Raw genomic sequence first — 16696 nt, 5'->3', positions numbered from 1 at the left:
CCGGGTACCTGTTGTTCAAAAAATACTTTCCATTTGAGACTGTAAACGAGTTGGATAATGATGTTATAGTAGTGACGCTTGGGACTGCAAGGCCTGACAGGGATGAGGGCGAGGTCGGGTATAGGCAAAACCTGTGGCTGGAAAGAACCATGAAAAAGTACGAGAACAAGATCAAGATTTTGGCAATGCACCACCACCTGGTTGGAATTCCCGACACCGGCTCTGCACGTGTCGAGGTAATTGATGCAGGAGACGTGCTAAGAACCATACTTGCAACCAAGGTGAACCTTGTGTTGTGCGGCCACAAGCACAGGCCGTGGATTTGGAACTTTAAGGACTTGTCAGTTGTGAATGCCGGGACCACGGCGTCAGAGCGAGTCAGAGGTCTCTTTGAGAACACTTACAATATCATCACGATAAAAAACAAGAAAATCCAAGTGGACCTCAAAATTGTCGGCGGAAAAAGAATGCCGCTTGAGAACATTGTGAAAAACTACGCTCGATCCGAATAAGAGTGAATTTATTTACAGACCAGAACTTAGCACCCTTGAGCGGGGGTCGCCTAGCCTGGTAGGGCGTGGGATTGCTAATCCCATGTCCGCAAGGACCCGTGGGTTCAAATCCCATCCCCCGCGCCATTTTGTTTTGTATAATAGTTGAATGGTGAGATTTTGCACTTTTAGGCTTTAATTATGGTCACGTCCAAAAAAATACTCGAAATAATAGTGATTTTTTTATTATTTACATTTGATTAATTTTCGAGCAGAAAAGAAAATCAACAGACCTGCAACTATTACAATTACTCCTAATCCTATCCAGTCGTCTCCTAATTTATCAAACAGAAGGGTTTTTTCTAGCACGATATGTCTAAAAAAAGATATTTTGATATTTTACACTAGTGCCTGTCTTTTCCTTTCTAATTATGGTGGTTAGGCAGAATCTTTCATTTAATTAGAAAGATAATGGAAATGGTAAGGAAATAGAAATGTGCATTTTATTATAATTAAATGTAAACCTGATTTTGTGCTCATTTAATTAAATGAATTACAAATATTTTTTATGTTATAATTAAAGGCACAACACAATTACGGACATTTTACCAGAGTGTTGTTTTCTCCTAGATTGATGTACAAGCATGCATTTTTGATCCACGCTTTATTCGGATCTTCACATTGTACCTTTTCATATGCATTATTGTGAGCATATGTAACACAGCCATGATTTTCGTCTAATTCTATTCCGTCAGGTCTGCTACATTGAGGATTATGCAGATAATTTAGTAAAGAATTGTTTGCAAATGAACAATCTATTCCTACATAAGACATTGGAGTTGAATCTTGAAAATAAATAAAGACAGAAACAGACGTAATTGCAATAAAACCAATTATTGATGCAATCACAATAACGATCTGATTCATAGAATTAGACTTATTTTGATATCTAAAAGTCGTTCTTATGATTAATTCTGGTTATTTTTTCGGCGTAAATTTGGTTTTTGGATATGATGGAAAAATCCAGTTTGGCCTTTTTAGAATGGGTTTCTGGATAATAATGAAATAGTATGGATGTCTAATTTGAGCGACATGGCAGTTATGAAAGAGACTCCTCTGGCCCAAGTCTACCGTGTGATCGAGCCCGGCCCTGTTGTACTGCTGACGACTGCATACAAGGGTCGGCCCAACGTTATGACGATGAGCTGGCACATGGCAATGGAGTTTGAGCCACCGCTGATCGGGTGTGTAGTCCACTCTTTGGATTACAGCTTCAATGCATTGCGGGTAACAAAGGAGTGCGTGATCTCCATACCGACAGTAGACCTTGCATCCAAGGTAGTCGAAATCGGTAACTGCTCAGGTAGGGATGTTGACAAATTCGGCACCTTTGGCCTGACGCCAATACCTGCCAAAAAAGTAAAAGCGCCGCTCATCGCCGAATGTCTAACTAATCTCGAATGTCAGGTAGTGAACACCAGTCTGGTAAAAAAATACAATCTCTTTATTCTAAAAGTCATCAAAGCGTGGACAGATCCGAAACGCAAGGAACGCCGCACGATCCATCACAACGGGGACGGCACATTCGTAGTTGACGGCAGGACTATCGACCTCAAGAAAAAAATGACAAAATGGCAATAATCCTTAATTTTAGAAGTGATAATCTGCACTGCTGTTTATTATGCTGGTTGAGATAGCAAATACGATAATGCAAACCCGATCCAAGACAAATAGACAATTAACAGATGATGAGAAAAGAGTCGAAAACAGGCTCGAAAAAAGATCTTATCAGGAACATCCTCCGGCAAAAGGAATCCAAAAGAAAGGCAAACCAATCAAGAAAACAAAAGTGAATAAATCGCACAAAGCCATTCACTGATATCAAATCAAAATCGTTTCTACCACAAGCCAGAGTAAAGTTGCAAATTCCAAGCCGCGCAAGTATCGATAGGTAGTGGCTACAAGTCAGATAAGTTGCGACTTGTTAAATAGTAAAATTGGCTAAAGTATTTGGATGTCAGAGAGTATGGAAAAGACCCAAGTAATTGTGAGAAACATGACCCCTGCAGACATTCCGGAAATAGTCGAATTGCAAAAAGTAGCATTTCCTTACATGGCAGCAGAAGGTGTAATTTGGAAGCCAGAACACCTGGAGGCGCACATCAAGATATTCCCAGAAGGCCAGTTTTGTGCCGAATACAAAGGCGTCATAATCGGATCATGCAGCAGCTTGATCATCACCCTTACCCCAGAATACAAGGAGCACACGTGGAAGGAGGCTTGTGGGGATAGTTTTTTTAAAAATCATGATCCAAATGGCGATACCCTTTATGCTGCAGACGTTTCTGTGCACCCAGACTACAGGCGGCTTGGCGTAGCGTCAAGGCTGTATGATGCAAGAAAATCCCTGGCCATTGCAAAGAACCTCAGGAGAATAATTGGCGGCGGAAGACTGTTCAATTATTGGGATTATGCAAAAACAATCACCCCGTACGATTACGTGATGAAGGTAAAAAAGGGTGAGATCCAAGATCCTGTCTTGATGTTCCAGCTCAATAACGGATTTAATTTTATCAAAATACTTCCGAACTATCTAAAAGACGCCAGATCCTTAAACAATGCAACTTTTATTGAATTGAAAAACCCGCAATACAGGAGAAACAGTTGATCATAGACTGCCATGTGCACATCAATCAGTACGAGTTGATGCAAAATGTGCCCACCCTTGAGGGGCGACTTGAAGCGCTTCAGACTGAAATGACAAAGAATGATGTAGACTATGCCCTAATACTTTCATCATACAAGACAGACGAGTACAGGCCTTCTGCGCGCCAGATAATCGAGGCGACAAAAAAATACGACAATTTAGGAATAGTTGCAGGGTTTTCAATTGACAGCCACACCAAAGAGGATCTAAACGACTATCGGGGGTGGATCAAGGATGGACGCGTAAAAGGACTCAAGATCTATTCTGGATACGAGCACTACTATCCATACGACGAGAGGTACCAAAAAGTCTACGACACGTGCATTGAGTTTGGCGTTCCAGTCATGATTCACACTGGAGATACGCTTAGCAAAAAAAGCAAGCTTCGTTACGCACAGCCGCTCAATCTTGACGACGTGGCAGTAGACAATCCCGAGTTAAAAATAATCATGTGTCATGTAGGAAACCCGTGGATTGAGGACGCGCAAGAAGTAATTTATAAAAACAAAAACGTCTACGGGGACATCTCAGGATTTGTAGTTGGAGATTTTGATCATTATTTTGAGAAAATGATGAGTGAAAAAGTATCGGAGTTGATAAACTATGCAGGAGAGCCAAGATATCTCCTGTATGGGACTGATTGGCCAATTAGCACCATGGACTCGTATCTTGATTTTGTCACAAAATTGAAAATAAAAAAAGAATTCCGGGATCTGCTGATGTACAAAAACGCAAAAGATCTATTCAAGATCTAAATCAAGTCCCTTTCTGAATCAATGCAAATGAAGATATCTTTGCAAGGAACCAAAATCTATTTCTAATTTGAAAACACCCAAATCGCATGGCAAGGTTCGTTTTTCTGCTTATTTTCCTGACTGCCTTTTTATTTTATGGTTATGACGATGCGTTTTCTGAAAAAACGGTGACCATTCCTTTTGGGGCGTACAATCCTGAACTCAATACCCCTGCAAAGACGTGGTACGAGCCAGCTCTGATTTCAGTTAAGACGGGTGAGAAAATAACGTGGGTCAATGCAGACATAGAGTCCCACACTGTAACAAGCGGGAAGGGATCCGGGAGGTTTGGGTGGATGAGCAACGAGTTTGGAGAACCAGACGGCTATTTTGACAGCGGATTGTTTGCACCAAACGAGTTGTGGTCGTTTACATTTGACAGAAAGGGAATGTTTGCGTATTACTGCACGATTCACCCGTGGATGGAGGGTGCCATTCTGGTGCAGCAAGAAATCCCAGAGTATTCAACTAACGGGCTTGGGAACAAAATAGAAAAGTTTCCAGTCATACAGGTTACTGCCGACGGGGTAATCGAAGCGGATCTCACGTGGGAACCAAATGTGATCAAGACCCATGAGAAAACGAAATTCATCTACCAGTTCTATGACGTTGCCACCGAGAGGAACCTGGCAAAGATGAGCTACGATTTTGTTCTAATCCAAAATGGAAACGAGATATACCGGGATTCTGGGAAGACTGAGATTGGCGGCGACTTTCGGGATTATGCCTTTGACTCAAGCGGTCCTGTTCTGATAAGGTTTGAGAAAATACAGGGAGATGCCCGTGAGAGCGCGGAGGGAAGAACGCTTGGCGGCGACATTCAAAGGCCTGAGCAGAGAACAGTTGAATTCTCAACAATCATTCACGACAATCCAGACATGGCATCCCATGAAAAAATCCAGACAAAGCCGGCGCAGAGACTTGAGCTGTACTATGACCTAATGATTGCAATAATTTCGATTCCGGCAGTACTTTTTGTTTCCCTTATTTTCTGGATGAAGAAAAAGTCAAAATCCACCAGCACGAGATCGTCCTCGCCGATATAATTGGAACATGTTTTAGATGGAAAAGTCGCCAATTAGTGCAAAATCTCATTTTGATATAAAAAAGGCTAAAAATAAAAAATTAGGAGGACAGACGCGGGGGCACAGATAGAGTGGTCCCATTTGGCCTTTTTAGAATAGGATTTCGAAATTACCCTGATGTGCATCTTGAATCAAATCACATCGTCAAGATGTGTCTGTCACAGTCAAAGCAGCAATAATCCTTAATTTTAGAAGTGATAATCTGCACTGCTGTTTATTATGCTGGTTGAGATAACAATCATACGATAATGCAAACCCGATCCAAGACAAATAAACAACTAACAGATGATGAGAAAAGAGTCGAAAACAGGCTCGAAAAAAGATCTTATCAGGAACATCCTCCTGCAAAAGGAATCCAAAAGAAAAGCAAACCAATCAAGAAAACAAAAGTGAATAAATCGCACAAAGCCATCAATTGATGTAAAATTCATCGCGTATTGTACTGGGTTTAACCATAGTTGGTTTGCCTTTTTTATTTGGTGCTTTTGGACATTTTTCATTCCTAGTTTTAAAGAACAGAACTGCCCACTCATTTGATTTTAGCATTTACCGGTATGTTGTGGGACATGCTGTACATTGCAGGGCACCGCTCAAGTGCCATGTTTAACATCTGTTCAAGTTTTTTCCTGTCCGCATTGTCCGCTTGCGCATCTATGTCAAATTCTATTCCGTTCATGATTGGCTCGTCTGCAACATCCAAAGTCTTTGCAAAGTTTACGTTGCACTGCGCGTTTACGCTCAGTTTTGTAAGTTTTATCCCCTGGGACGCGGCAACGGCTGCAAACGTGCCGATGAAACAAGATGTAATTCCGGCTATGCAGTAAGCCATGGGACCAAGCCTGTTTCCATTACCACCAAGAAACGATGGCGAATCAACTTCAATTACCTGTTTTCCTTTTTCATATGACAGCTCGGTCCTGAACTGATAGTCTTTTGCCGCGTCTAAAACCCACTCTCCTTGGAGTTTCACTGGTTTTAGAAGCGATTGCTTGTCCTTTTTCCCAGCCTCGACTGTTTTGGATATTTTATCCAAATCGACATTATTTAGTATCATGACAATATGTGTTCGAAGTCATTTAAAAGATGCCGTGAAAAATACCAACTTTGATTCCAACTGGCGCAAAATCTTTACCGCTAAACTATCGTGGTATCTTTTGATTATAAATCAGAAATATGATTTTCAGAAATGATAATGTTTTTTGAGATCATTTAGAGGTCGCAAAAGTCGAATGTCGAGTATAGATCTAAAGTATGGATCATGATTCTAAATGTTATCTGGACTGCATATAACAAATCATGCGTCAACATTAAATCCTAGTTTCTTGCGCCAGATCATATTGGACCATAAGATTAGTGTCAGTTTTACCGTGTTTGTTTTGCTTTTGGGCCTGAGCGGTTATTCTATCTCAAATGCATCTAGTATCAATAATGTCGACCCACTTTACGGATCTCATACTATGAAACTCGCTTTTGCTGAATCTCATAATTCAGACGGGGAATCTGAGGATGAAGACCATGATGAACAGGAAAGCGAATCAGAAGGGGAAGACACGGAGGATGAAGAATCGGAAGAAATAGACGAAGAAACAGAATCTGAAGACTCTGATGAGCGTGACTCTGAGGAAGATGCAAACAAAGCAATCTCTGACGCTGAAGATGAGATCAAGAAATCTCAAGAAAAAATAGCAGAGGCAAAAGAGAAAGGTAAAATCACATCTGCCTCCGAAGCTGTGTTAGAAGAAGCTCAAGGTAAACTGGAAGAAGCAAAGCAAAATCTCGAATCCGGGTTTTTCCAAATGGCTGAAGAACTTGCTGACGAGGCAGAAGACTTGGCATCAGATGCACGAATGAATGTTCTTGGAAAGAATATCGAAGATGAAATAGAAGGAGCAGACGAGGAAGAAATCGAGGAACAAGAAACAGAAATTGAAGTAGAAATCAAAAATGGAAAGACCAAAGTCACCATAGAGTTTGAAGATGAAAAATCAAAATTCTTACTTGATACAACCGATGAAAGCGTCATAATCTCTGCAATTATTGATAAGACCGGACTTGACGAATCTGAAATTAGAGACATCTGGGACTTTGAAATTGAAGATGAAGACTCTGATACTGACGATTCCACCCAAACGGCACGAGTGGAAAATGCAAAACAGGATGCGCAGGATCGAGTATCTGAATTGGAGCAAAAAATCGACCAGTTAGAACAAAGAATACAATCATTGCTTCAAAGACTCGAAACAGGAGCGTATTTTGGGCGTATGGGTGACCCTGAGTCTATTACAGAGTCATTTAACATCTCTTTTGATGGCTCGGCAACCTCGATAGGTGATACTACGGCAGCTGACTTTTCTGGCGAGATCTTTGTTGAAAGCCTCTCCACCAGCAATAATGTTTCGACATTTCGCGTAACTGGAGGGGAACTGTTTGTGGGCGATGAACTATATGATGTTGTGTTTGGAAAGATGAGGATAATTTCACATGGCGATCCAAATACAAACGATACGATTCTTTTGATTAGTGAGGTAATTGACGAGCAAGATCATATTACAACCCTTAGGCTTTCTTTGACATCTGAGGTATCCCTTGATGGTGATCTCGTAGAGCCAGTTAATTTGAAGATGTTGTCGCCGCAAAGTAAAATTGCCGGCCAGTGGTTTTTGGACGCATCTGCGCAGATGACGCCCCTTAACTCTTGATGGTGCAAGCCAAACCCTGTGTCAAAAACGAGCTTCGATGTTTCATTTTTCTGTAATAAGTTGAAACCTTGAATTGTTTCTGAGCCAAGCGGTCTAAAAAAATAGATAATATCTCACAGCATCACCATGTATCATGAATGCAAGTCTAAAGATGGTGCCTTCTTCGCTTTTGTTCTTTCTTCTTGCAGGCCTCTGTGAGATTGGAGGCGGATATCTGGTGTGGCTGTGGCTTAGACACGACATGAGCTGGCTTTTAGGTGCAGCCGGTGGCCTTGTCTTATTTTTGTACGGTATAGTTCCAACATTTCAGAAGACGCACTTTCATCGGGTCTATGCCGCATATGGCGGCGTCTTTATTGTGATGTCAATTCTGTGGGGCTGGTGGATTGACGGGACCACACCTGACACGTATGATGTTGTAGGAACAGTAATTGCGGTGATCGGAGTTTTGATAATTTTTTATGTTCCAAGAACAGGTGAGTCGTCTTGGAAGTAATACTTGCGACACTTGGCATTTTCGTTTTAGCTGCATTATTGGAAATAGGGGGAGGATACCTTGTGTGGAAGTGGCTGCGGGATCACAGGGGAAAGATATTTGGGCTGATTGGCGGCCTTGCTCTGTTCCTGTATGGAATAGTGCCGACGTTTCAGCCAGCCGAATTCGGACGGGTCTATGCGACGTACGGCGGAATATTTGTCGTCATGTCAATAGTCTGGGGATACTGGATAGACAAGAAAAAGCCAGACCGATTTGAGATTCTCGGATCACTAGTCGTGGTAGTTGGAGTGGCCGTGATGTTTTACTTTCCCCGATAATTTTTATCATTGTGCAAGCCGGATGTTTTTTTATTATAGTCTATAACTTTGGAACATCCTACCGGACTTAAATAACGACGCAAAAAAAACTTGCCATGAACAAACTCTACGCCATAATTCCAATAATTTTAGCAGCTGGAATAGGTATAGGGTATGGAATATTTGTAACAACAGATAGCACAAACGCAGCGCAAGAGACTCCGGTCGTGACACTTGCAATTCAGCCAACAGCCCAGGCAAGCGACATCGAGTCCCAGGCAAACGAGCTTGAGCAATACCTAGAACAAAAAACAGGTTATGACATACAGATTTACGTCCCGACCTCATATGCGGGGGTCGTGGAGGCCTTGCGGTTTGGCAAGGCAGACATGGCGTTTATGAGCGCATGGCCGTCATACCTTGCAGTCCAAAAGGCGGGGGCAACACTTGAGCTTGCAGAGGTGCGAGAGGTCGTCATAGGCGATACACTGACAGCTGAGACATACTACTACTCTTACTGGGTGGTACCAAAAGACTCGCCGTACAACACACTTGAAGATCTGAGGGGCAAACGCGCAGCATTCCCCAACCCACTGTCAACATCAGGATACGTGACACCGATGAAGACGCTAGTCGAGACAGGACTGATAACTGTAGAGGAAGGCAAGGAGGTTGATCCAAAATCGTACTTTTCAGACGTGGTATTTGCAGGCGGCTACGGTCAATCGTGGGAAGCGCTGAGAAACGGTCGAGTAGATGTCAGCATAATTGCAGGTGACGTAAGCGAGAAACTCTACCGCGAAGTAAGAGAGGGTACCAAGTCAGTCCACGAGCAGGGACCAATCCCATCACACGGAGTGGTGTTTAGCAAAGAGATGGACCCTGAGGCAAAGGCCAGGGTGAAGGCAGCACTACTTGAAATGGGACATGATGACAGCACAAAACAGATAATGCGAAAACTAGTCTCCGCAATATTTGTGGGCTTTGAGGAAACCACTGCAGACGAACACCTTGGTAACCTAAAGAGCGCACTTGAAATGACTGGTTTGAAATATACAGAGAAGGTCTAGCCAGAAACCCATGGATGCACTCAGCATGAACGCAGTTCATCTGACCATCAATAATAGAAAAATACTCAGCAACCTTTCCATGAATGTCCCTCAGGGCGATGCGGTCACCATAATGGGGCCAAACGGGGCAGGGAAGACCACTCTCTTGAAAGTAGCACTCGGCCTTGTCAAGCCGACATCCGGCGAATTGTATTTTTTCGGAAAAAAAGGCCTAAGCAAAGAAAGCCAAAAACTTCTCGGATACATCCCACAGAACCTGGGACTGGTAAACGAGCTCAGCGTTTATTCAAACGTGATGATGGGTGCACTGAGGAGGATGCCACGCTGGCGCTCAATTACCGGCATGTATCCAAAGGATCTCGTAGACGACACGTATTCCCTGATGTATGATCTAAAGATTTCCCACCTAAAGGACATCAAGATAAAAAAGCTGAGCGGCGGTGAAAAGCAAAGGGTGGCAATAGCAAGGACGCTAATCCAAAAGCCGTTGATAATTCTGGCAGACGAGATGACTGCAAGTCTTGACTTCAAGGCAGCCGTGACAGTAATGGAAATTTTTTCAGAAATAAAAAAGAAAATGAAGATCACGTTGTTGATGACGCACCACAATCCTGACATTGCAAGACTGTACAGTGACAACGTGCTGATAATGATGAATGGAAGAATTGAGAAGAACATTCCTGCAAACGAAATAACCGCTGATACCATTGGAGGCCTCTATGAACCCTAGCCGCTTTCAGTATACCTGGATTGCCATACTGCTGATAATAATTGGAAGCTCAGTGCACCTTGGCTTTAACCCTCTTTCAATAATTGATGATGCTGACAATTCCGCAGTGATCCTAGGCGAGCTGCTGGAGTTTGACTTTAGCGTGTGGGACAAGGTGCTGTTTTCCCTCATCGAGACGCTTGAGATGGCACTGATTGGCTCAAGCATCGGCTTTGTACTGTCTATTCCGGCAGCACTGCTTGCTGCAAGAAACATCTCCCCGTCGTATGTCAGCGTGATTTTCAGAAGCCTGCTTGGTTTACTGTGGTCGATGCCGCCATTACTGTGGGCAATTTTGCTTGTGGTAGTAGTTGGGCTAGGCCCGACTGCTGGAATATTTGCAATATCGCTATACATCATGGGACTGAGCGGGAAATACCTGTACGAGATCTACGAGTCGCAAAACGTATCTGCGTATGATGCAATGCATGTTCTTGGCGCAACAAGGATGCAGATTGCCAAGTTTGTGACAATCCCGGAGGCGCTGCCGCACATGGGAAACCAGTATCTGTTCCTGCTGTCGTACAGTGTGCGAGAGTCATCAATTCTCGGATTGGTCGGCGCAGGAGGAATAGGATTTTACATAATACACCACCTTGAGAGCCTCAATTATGGGAAGGCAGCCCCGTTCATACTGGCAATACTTGCTGTGACACTTGGCATGGATTATGCAAGCACAAGGCTGCGAAAAAGACTGGTTCATAACTAAATTCTGGATTGGAGTCTAAAACATGCGAATTGATTTTATCTGATGATGACGTAGCAGTATCATGGTTATTGTGTGGATTGGAATAGGCATAGGAGTTTTGCTTGCAATTATTTTGATTAAAAAGATATCCCGTACATCCAAGAACGCCTCGTTCAAGTTTGGCGTCTACTGCAAAAAATGCGGCTACAAGACAAACGGCCTCAAATGCCCAAGGTGTGAAAGCGCCTCTAACCGCCAGAGCTGGAAGTAAGCAACTTGTTATGATTCGAATCTGATTTCTATGCAATAAAAATGATTGAAATAATGTGCGCTGATTGTGGGTGTATACCTTCTGAGTGCAGAGAATCAAAATCACCAAAAGAATGTCCCAACTGCACTCGTGATGAATGCTGCTGTTGGAATACAATTAATCGATAAACCCATTGACTATATCTGAGCATTGATCTTGCTCGTGTGTCATACTTGGACATCTGGGCAGCGTTCTTCTGCCATTTTTACACCGTGTTCCGTTAATTGATCAAATTACTTTACAAAAAATAACCAAATGATCTGCCATCTCACCTGATAATATTACAACATTCTGATGGAAAGCAACCACATCTATGCCTGAAATTTTCACAGGATTAGAATGAGATCAAATAAATGAATTTTCTCAATGTCTATTTCGTTATTTGATTTATCTAACTATTAAAACAGGGCAGGCAGCTAACTCTGAAACCTTTCTGCTAATGCTCCCAAGTGCCTTTATCTTATGAATTCCTGAAAGTCCTTGGCTGCCCATGACTATCAGATCTATTTTCTTCTTTTTGGCAAATTCCAATATGGTGTCTCCTGGAGATCCTGTCATTATTTCATAATCCGCACGAGTGCCTTGTTCTTTGCATCTGGACACCTCATTGCGGAGCATGAGATCGGTTTTTGAAGTAGCGGCCAGGTAATATTTCTCAAATTTTTTTATATCAAATATTGCCCCCGGTATCGCGTAAAAGGTTGGAGGTGCCACTGTTAAAGCGTCCATTACCGTAAGTAGATACAAGTCGGAATCAAATTTTTTTGCCATCTCGATTGCTTCATCAAGCGCTTTCTTTGAAAATTTTGAGCCGTCATGAGGAACAAGTATTCGCCGATATTTTTCGTTCATAAAACAAAGACCGCATTTTAGTATAAATCATGCTGGGAAATTATCATATTTGATTTCAGCACTTGACGCAAAAACAACACTAGGCGACTCATTTCTCACACGTCTCCTACACAGAAAAGTAAACTATGATAAATTTTGAAACCCAGTCAAATATCCTTTCCACAGTGCGGGCATTTCTTTTGATGTCCGACTCTGAGTGGCTCCCTCAAATTTTCGGACAACAAAGTAAGGCATACATCCCACGGGCTGACTAAAATGTCCTTATACATTACATAAGGATGCCCCATTTTCTCCATTATTGAGCAAAGACTGTCAAGTGTGAGATCTTCGGTGACTGTCTTTACATATTCAAATTTAAGTTGACTGGCTGGAATGTCTAGAAAATACTCTACACTCGTTTGAAATTTTAGTATTCTTGAAATTTCGCCAAGTATCAATCTGTCACTTATGAATTGGTTTGAATTTTTTAGTACGAGTTTTCGAGTTTTATGCTCAAACATCAAATCAATTATCTTGCCAAGTGTGTCATCTGGCTGAAAAGTGACAATTTTCTTTTTTGCCATTGAGGAAACAGAGATGTCTGTTTTGCATTTTGCTCCGATCTCAAGCATTTTTCTTGCCGAAATAGGGGAATAGCCGTCAAGTTCGTTAGGGATGATGGCAAATGCTCTTCGAGTATCTTTCCACTTTTCTATCAAATCCTCAAGTTTTGTCTTCTTTTCAACTTCTGGGACCACTTTGAACATGATCTCTTCTACTTTGGTCTCGTACTGAAAGTCACGCGTGGGATTTTTTCGTAAATTATCCAGTAGATCATAACCACCAACTATTCCCAGTGGTACATGATTGTCATCTACAACTACGATCGAGTCAACTACGGACTCTAAGTATTGGGCGCACATTTCAGTAGCAACCCATACCTCCCTCCCTTTATCGATATAAACACACGAGGTATCAGTTAGCGTGTTTGGAAATAATTCTTCTAATGTTAATCTGGAAACGCTTCTTTTGTCAAATGCTTTCATAACTATGTCCTAAACGTTAGTGCGTTTTGTTGCTTTTAAAATACCTCAAAGATTATCAAACATGAAATTCAGCGCATATCTGTGTCGCAATCCCCGACTGTTTCCAGTAGATCAATAATGAATGTAATACAAAGCACTGACAGAAAACTACTGGAATTTCCAACAGGCCGTGTTGGACTATGTTAGTACAAAGACACACGAACAATTATGACCGGAGGTTGGAAATGGCTTGCTAAACGTTCTTAGATTATTTTTTGCATCATTAACCCTTTAGATTGGTCAAATGATATTTATCAGAAAAAGGTCAGATGGAAAGCCCTTTGATAAAGTGCAAGTGCCGAAATCCAATTGTTATTTGACTATCAGGACCGGCTGTCGTGCTTGTTGAACGACACCGTTGCTGACACTTCCAAGCAACATTTTCTTAAAGCCTGTTCTACCATGAGATCCCATGACTATGAGATCAACCTTTTTTGAATCTGCAAAATCTGTTATTCCTTTAACTAATGATTTTGCTTCGATTACGTTGCTTGTGACATTTACACCTTTTTTCCTGATGCTTTCTTCAATCTTTGACATAGATTGTTTTGCAAATTCCTTTGCCTTTATCATAACGTCTTTGTTAATTTTTGGGTCGGAATAGTACCATGCCCCAACATCTTCTTTTCTCATACAAGTCAATATCATGATTTCTGATTCATTCTTTTGCGCCATTTCAGTGGCGACTCTAAGGGCTTTAGCGGAGTAAGTCGAACCATCGATTGGAGCCAAAATTCGTTTTACTTTCATCAGCAACCAGTACAGTATTTGACTATTTTAATAGAAATCATTATTCTCAGTGATGAAATCCATCTAAAATATGTGTAATAATCCGTCGTTTTCAATTCTGAAATTTAACTACTTTTCAATTTTTTCAACAACTGAACCAGCGTGAACACCTTTCCTTCTTCTGATGATTTGCTTTCCTCTGTCTGTCTTTTTTCTACGTATTGCCGTGTATGCTGTTCGTTGCAGAAATGCTTTCCAAACCTTTTGATTGCTGTTTCTTTCTTTATCTCCACCCTACAAATCAGTCAGTATTTTTCGAACATGAATACGACTGTAATTCATCATAATGATTTTCAGAGGCAGTTCTCAGATGACTTGACAAGTGTATCCTCTCTGAAAATCAGTCTTGGTAATGCATATCTAACTTATAATAAATAAAAACCCAAAATGAAGCATGGCAAAAGATCCTGTCTGTGGAATGATAGTGGATGAAAAAAAGTCACTGCATTCTGAGGTGGGCTCTAGAGACTTTTACTTTTGCAGTCCCATATGTCAAAAAACCTTTGTAAATCCCGAAAAGGAGCTTGCCAAAATGAAAAAGAGGATGTATGTTGCAGCATCTGGCGCACTCGCACTTGCAATAATCCGAGCTGCACTGTACATCAGTGTTGCAGCTGGCGCCATGGTAGTGTCATGGGTGCCGTTTCCAGAGATACCGTTTCTTTCTTACGGAATGTTGCTCTTCATCATAGTAACCCCGGTACAGTTTATCGGCGGCTGGACATTTTATGTTGGTGGATACCATGCAATCCAAAGCAGAACTGCCAACATGGATCTTTTGATTTCAATTGGAACTCTTACTGCTTACTTGTATAGTGTCGTGGTTCTGTTCTTTCCCCAAGCAATACCTGGTGAAGAAAAATTCGTCTACTTTGAGGTATCTGCAGTCATAATTGCATTTGTTCTTTTAGGAAAATACATGGAAGAGGCAATCAAGAAAAAGAGCTCGGCTGCGGTAAGAAAGCTGTTAGATCTTAGTCCTGCAATGGCAAGGGTGATCCGCGATGGTTCAGAAACTGAGATTCCATTAAACCAGATAATCCAAGACGACATCCTGATTGTAAAACCTGGTGAAAAGATTCCCACTGATGGCATAATCATAGATGGGGAGTCGTCCGTAGATGAGAAAATGATTACTGGCGAGAGTCTACCTGTTGGCAAAAAACTAGGAGATCAGGTGATTGGTGCAACTCTAAACAAGCAAGGATTGCTCAAAATCCAGGCAACCAAAGTAGGGCAAGATACTGCACTTTCACAAATAATCCATGTTGTAGAGCAAGCGCAGTCATCTACTGCCAAAGTCCAAAGAATGGCGGACTCCATAGCTGCAAAGTTTGTCCCGTCTGTGGTATCTGCATCCATTGTAACATTTTTGGTCTGGTATTTTGTGATGGGGGATTTTGTTTCCGGTCTGCTTGCATTTGTAGCTGTTATGATTATAGCCTGTCCTTGTGCTCTTGGTGTAGCTACTCCAGCTGCATTGATGGTGGGAGTTGGTAAAGGTGCAGAGTCTGGCATATTGATAAGAGGCGCAGAATACTTGGAGCGTTCCCAAAAGATCACCACTATAATATTTGACAAAACTGGAACCTTGACAAAAGGCGAACCCGAGGTCACAGATATCATACCGTTGGGGACTTTGTCAGGCAAACAACTAATTGAATTTGGAGGCACTGCTGAATTTGGATCCGAGCATCCGATAGCTCAGGCCATTGTAAACAAGGCAAAACAGATGGAAATTCCATTTGTGAACTTGAAAGATTTTGAATCACTAAATGGTCTGGGTGTCAAGGCGCTGGTCAATGGAAGACTAGTTTATGGAGGAAATCGAAAGCTAATGAAAAAATTTGAAATCTCGACAGAAAACGCAGAGCAAGAAATGACTCTACTGGAATCTGAAGGAAAGACCGCAATAATGGTATCAGTCGATAACAAAATTGAAGGAATTATTGCAGTAGCCGACTCACTTAAGGAATCTTCTCCAATGGCAATTGCCGCATTAAAAGATCTTGGAATTGAATGCATCATGATAACGGGTGATAATGAAAAGGCTGCCAAAGAAATTGCAAGACAGGTTGGAATCCAAAAAGTAATCGCGAATGTTTTACCGTCAGAGAAGGCAGCTGAAATAAAGAAACTCCAATCAGAAGGAAAAGTGGTCGCAATGGTGGGCGATGGCATCAATGATGCGCCTGCCTTGGCACAAGCAGACATTGGAATAGCGATAGGCAGCGGATCTGACATTGCAAAGGAGACTGGAGGTATTATTTTGATTAAAGACGACATAATGGATGTTCCGCGGGCAATACGGCTCAGCAGGGCAACCATGAAAAAAATAAAACAAAATCTGTTCTGGGCATTTGCTTACAACACTGGGGCAATCCCAATTGCGGCAGTTGGATTGTTGAATCCGATTCTGGCGGCAGCTGCCATGGCACTTAGCTCGATTTCAGTAATCGCGAACTCTTCTATGCTGAGACGATACAATATTACAAGCGGAGAAGAAAAACTTGGGATGAAAAACTGGGCAAATCAACGGCTGAAATAACCGAAATCATATTGTCTATCTTTGAGATAAAAAAC

Annotated in this window: 17 protein-coding genes and 1 tRNA gene; 14 read left to right on the top strand and 4 right to left on the bottom strand. The window is 41.9% G+C overall.

Going from position 1 to position 16696, the window contains the following annotated elements:
* The 6 genes from NKMY2_RS09625 to NKMY2_RS09590 form a co-directional block, all read left to right on the top strand.
* Positions 1-512: metallophosphoesterase family protein (locus tag NKMY2_RS09625; protein WP_042687790.1), on the top strand; the 512-nt coding region annotated here is incomplete at its 5' end.
* Positions 513-551: 39 nt separating this feature from the next.
* Positions 552-638, top strand: a tRNA-Ser gene (locus tag NKMY2_RS09620).
* Between the two features lie 954 nt (positions 639-1592).
* Positions 1593-2132 (top strand): flavin reductase family protein, encoded by a 540-nt coding sequence (locus tag NKMY2_RS09610; protein ID WP_042687788.1) that lies wholly within the window; start codon positions 1593-1595, stop codon positions 2130-2132.
* A gap of 415 nt (positions 2133-2547) precedes the next feature.
* A complete protein-coding gene (locus NKMY2_RS09600; RefSeq protein WP_042687785.1) occupies positions 2548-3159 on the top strand; it encodes a GNAT family N-acetyltransferase in 612 nt (203 codons plus the stop codon).
* The gene (locus NKMY2_RS09595; protein ID WP_042687685.1) at positions 3156-3953 is read left to right on the top strand and encodes an amidohydrolase family protein; all 798 of its coding nucleotides are present in this window, start codon (positions 3156-3158) and stop codon (positions 3951-3953) included. Before NKMY2_RS09600 ends, NKMY2_RS09595 begins: the two co-directional genes overlap by 4 nt.
* A gap of 86 nt (positions 3954-4039) precedes the next feature.
* Positions 4040-5038: a cupredoxin domain-containing protein gene (locus NKMY2_RS09590; RefSeq protein WP_042687682.1), complete on the top strand. Its 999-nt coding sequence runs from the start codon at positions 4040-4042 to the stop codon at positions 5036-5038.
* Positions 5039-5606: 568 nt separating this feature from the next.
* Here NKMY2_RS09590 and NKMY2_RS09585 read toward each other — a convergent pair.
* Positions 5607-6131 (bottom strand): OsmC family protein, encoded by a 525-nt coding sequence (locus NKMY2_RS09585; protein ID WP_042687680.1) that lies wholly within the window; start codon positions 6129-6131, stop codon positions 5607-5609.
* A 283-nt stretch (positions 6132-6414) separates the two neighbouring features.
* On the opposite strand from NKMY2_RS09585, the gene NKMY2_RS09580 reads away from it, so the two are divergent.
* The 7 genes from NKMY2_RS09580 (at position 6415) to NKMY2_RS09550 (ending at position 11369) form a co-directional block, all read left to right on the top strand.
* Positions 6415-7776, top strand: a complete 1362-nt coding sequence (locus NKMY2_RS09580) for a hypothetical protein (protein ID WP_157832532.1) — start codon at positions 6415-6417, stop codon at positions 7774-7776.
* A 133-nt stretch (positions 7777-7909) separates the two neighbouring features.
* Complete coding sequence (locus NKMY2_RS09575) at positions 7910-8272, top strand: YnfA family protein (RefSeq protein WP_042687674.1); 363 nt, start codon at positions 7910-7912, stop codon at positions 8270-8272.
* Positions 8263-8592: a YnfA family protein gene (locus tag NKMY2_RS09570; protein ID WP_042687671.1), complete on the top strand. Its 330-nt coding sequence runs from the start codon at positions 8263-8265 to the stop codon at positions 8590-8592. The genes NKMY2_RS09575 and NKMY2_RS09570 overlap by 10 nt, the downstream gene beginning before the upstream one ends.
* A gap of 95 nt (positions 8593-8687) precedes the next feature.
* On the top strand, positions 8688-9641 hold the full coding sequence (locus NKMY2_RS09565; RefSeq protein WP_052347777.1) for a phosphate/phosphite/phosphonate ABC transporter substrate-binding protein: 954 nt from the start codon (positions 8688-8690) through the stop codon (positions 9639-9641).
* 10 nt (positions 9642-9651) lie between these two features.
* Entirely contained in the window at positions 9652-10371 is a 720-nt protein-coding gene (locus tag NKMY2_RS09560; RefSeq protein ID WP_052347775.1) for a phosphonate ABC transporter ATP-binding protein, read from the top strand.
* Complete coding sequence (locus tag NKMY2_RS09555; RefSeq protein WP_042687668.1) at positions 10361-11119, top strand: PhnE/PtxC family ABC transporter permease; 759 nt, start codon at positions 10361-10363, stop codon at positions 11117-11119. Before NKMY2_RS09560 ends, NKMY2_RS09555 begins: the two co-directional genes overlap by 11 nt.
* Positions 11120-11180: 61 nt before the next feature.
* Positions 11181-11369 (top strand): membrane protein, encoded by a 189-nt coding sequence (locus NKMY2_RS09550; protein WP_042687664.1) that lies wholly within the window; start codon positions 11181-11183, stop codon positions 11367-11369.
* Positions 11370-11795: 426 nt separating this feature from the next.
* On the opposite strand, the gene NKMY2_RS09545 is transcribed toward NKMY2_RS09550, so the two are convergent.
* From NKMY2_RS09545 to NKMY2_RS09535, 3 genes are all read right to left on the bottom strand, one after another.
* Complete coding sequence (locus tag NKMY2_RS09545) at positions 11796-12260, bottom strand: universal stress protein (RefSeq protein ID WP_042687661.1); 465 nt, start codon at positions 12258-12260, stop codon at positions 11796-11798.
* A 146-nt stretch (positions 12261-12406) separates the two neighbouring features.
* The gene (locus NKMY2_RS09540) at positions 12407-13285 is read right to left on the bottom strand and encodes a CBS domain-containing protein (protein WP_052347773.1); all 879 of its coding nucleotides are present in this window, start codon (positions 13283-13285) and stop codon (positions 12407-12409) included.
* 351 nt (positions 13286-13636) lie between these two features.
* Positions 13637-14074: a universal stress protein gene (locus NKMY2_RS09535; RefSeq protein WP_042687774.1), complete on the bottom strand. Its 438-nt coding sequence runs from the start codon at positions 14072-14074 to the stop codon at positions 13637-13639.
* 433 nt (positions 14075-14507) lie between these two features.
* Between NKMY2_RS09535 and NKMY2_RS09530 the strand changes: the two genes are divergently transcribed.
* The gene (locus tag NKMY2_RS09530) at positions 14508-16661 is read left to right on the top strand and encodes a heavy metal translocating P-type ATPase (RefSeq protein ID WP_042687657.1); all 2154 of its coding nucleotides are present in this window, start codon (positions 14508-14510) and stop codon (positions 16659-16661) included.
* The last annotated feature ends 35 nt before the right edge of the window (positions 16662-16696 follow it).

The sequence above is a fragment of the Candidatus Nitrosotenuis chungbukensis genome, from assembly GCF_000685395.1.
Lineage (GTDB): Archaea > Thermoproteota > Nitrososphaeria > Nitrososphaerales > Nitrosopumilaceae > Nitrosotenuis > Nitrosotenuis chungbukensis.
The sequence above is the reverse complement of the archived record's forward strand: the minus strand, read 5'-3'. Positions and strand labels throughout refer to the sequence as shown.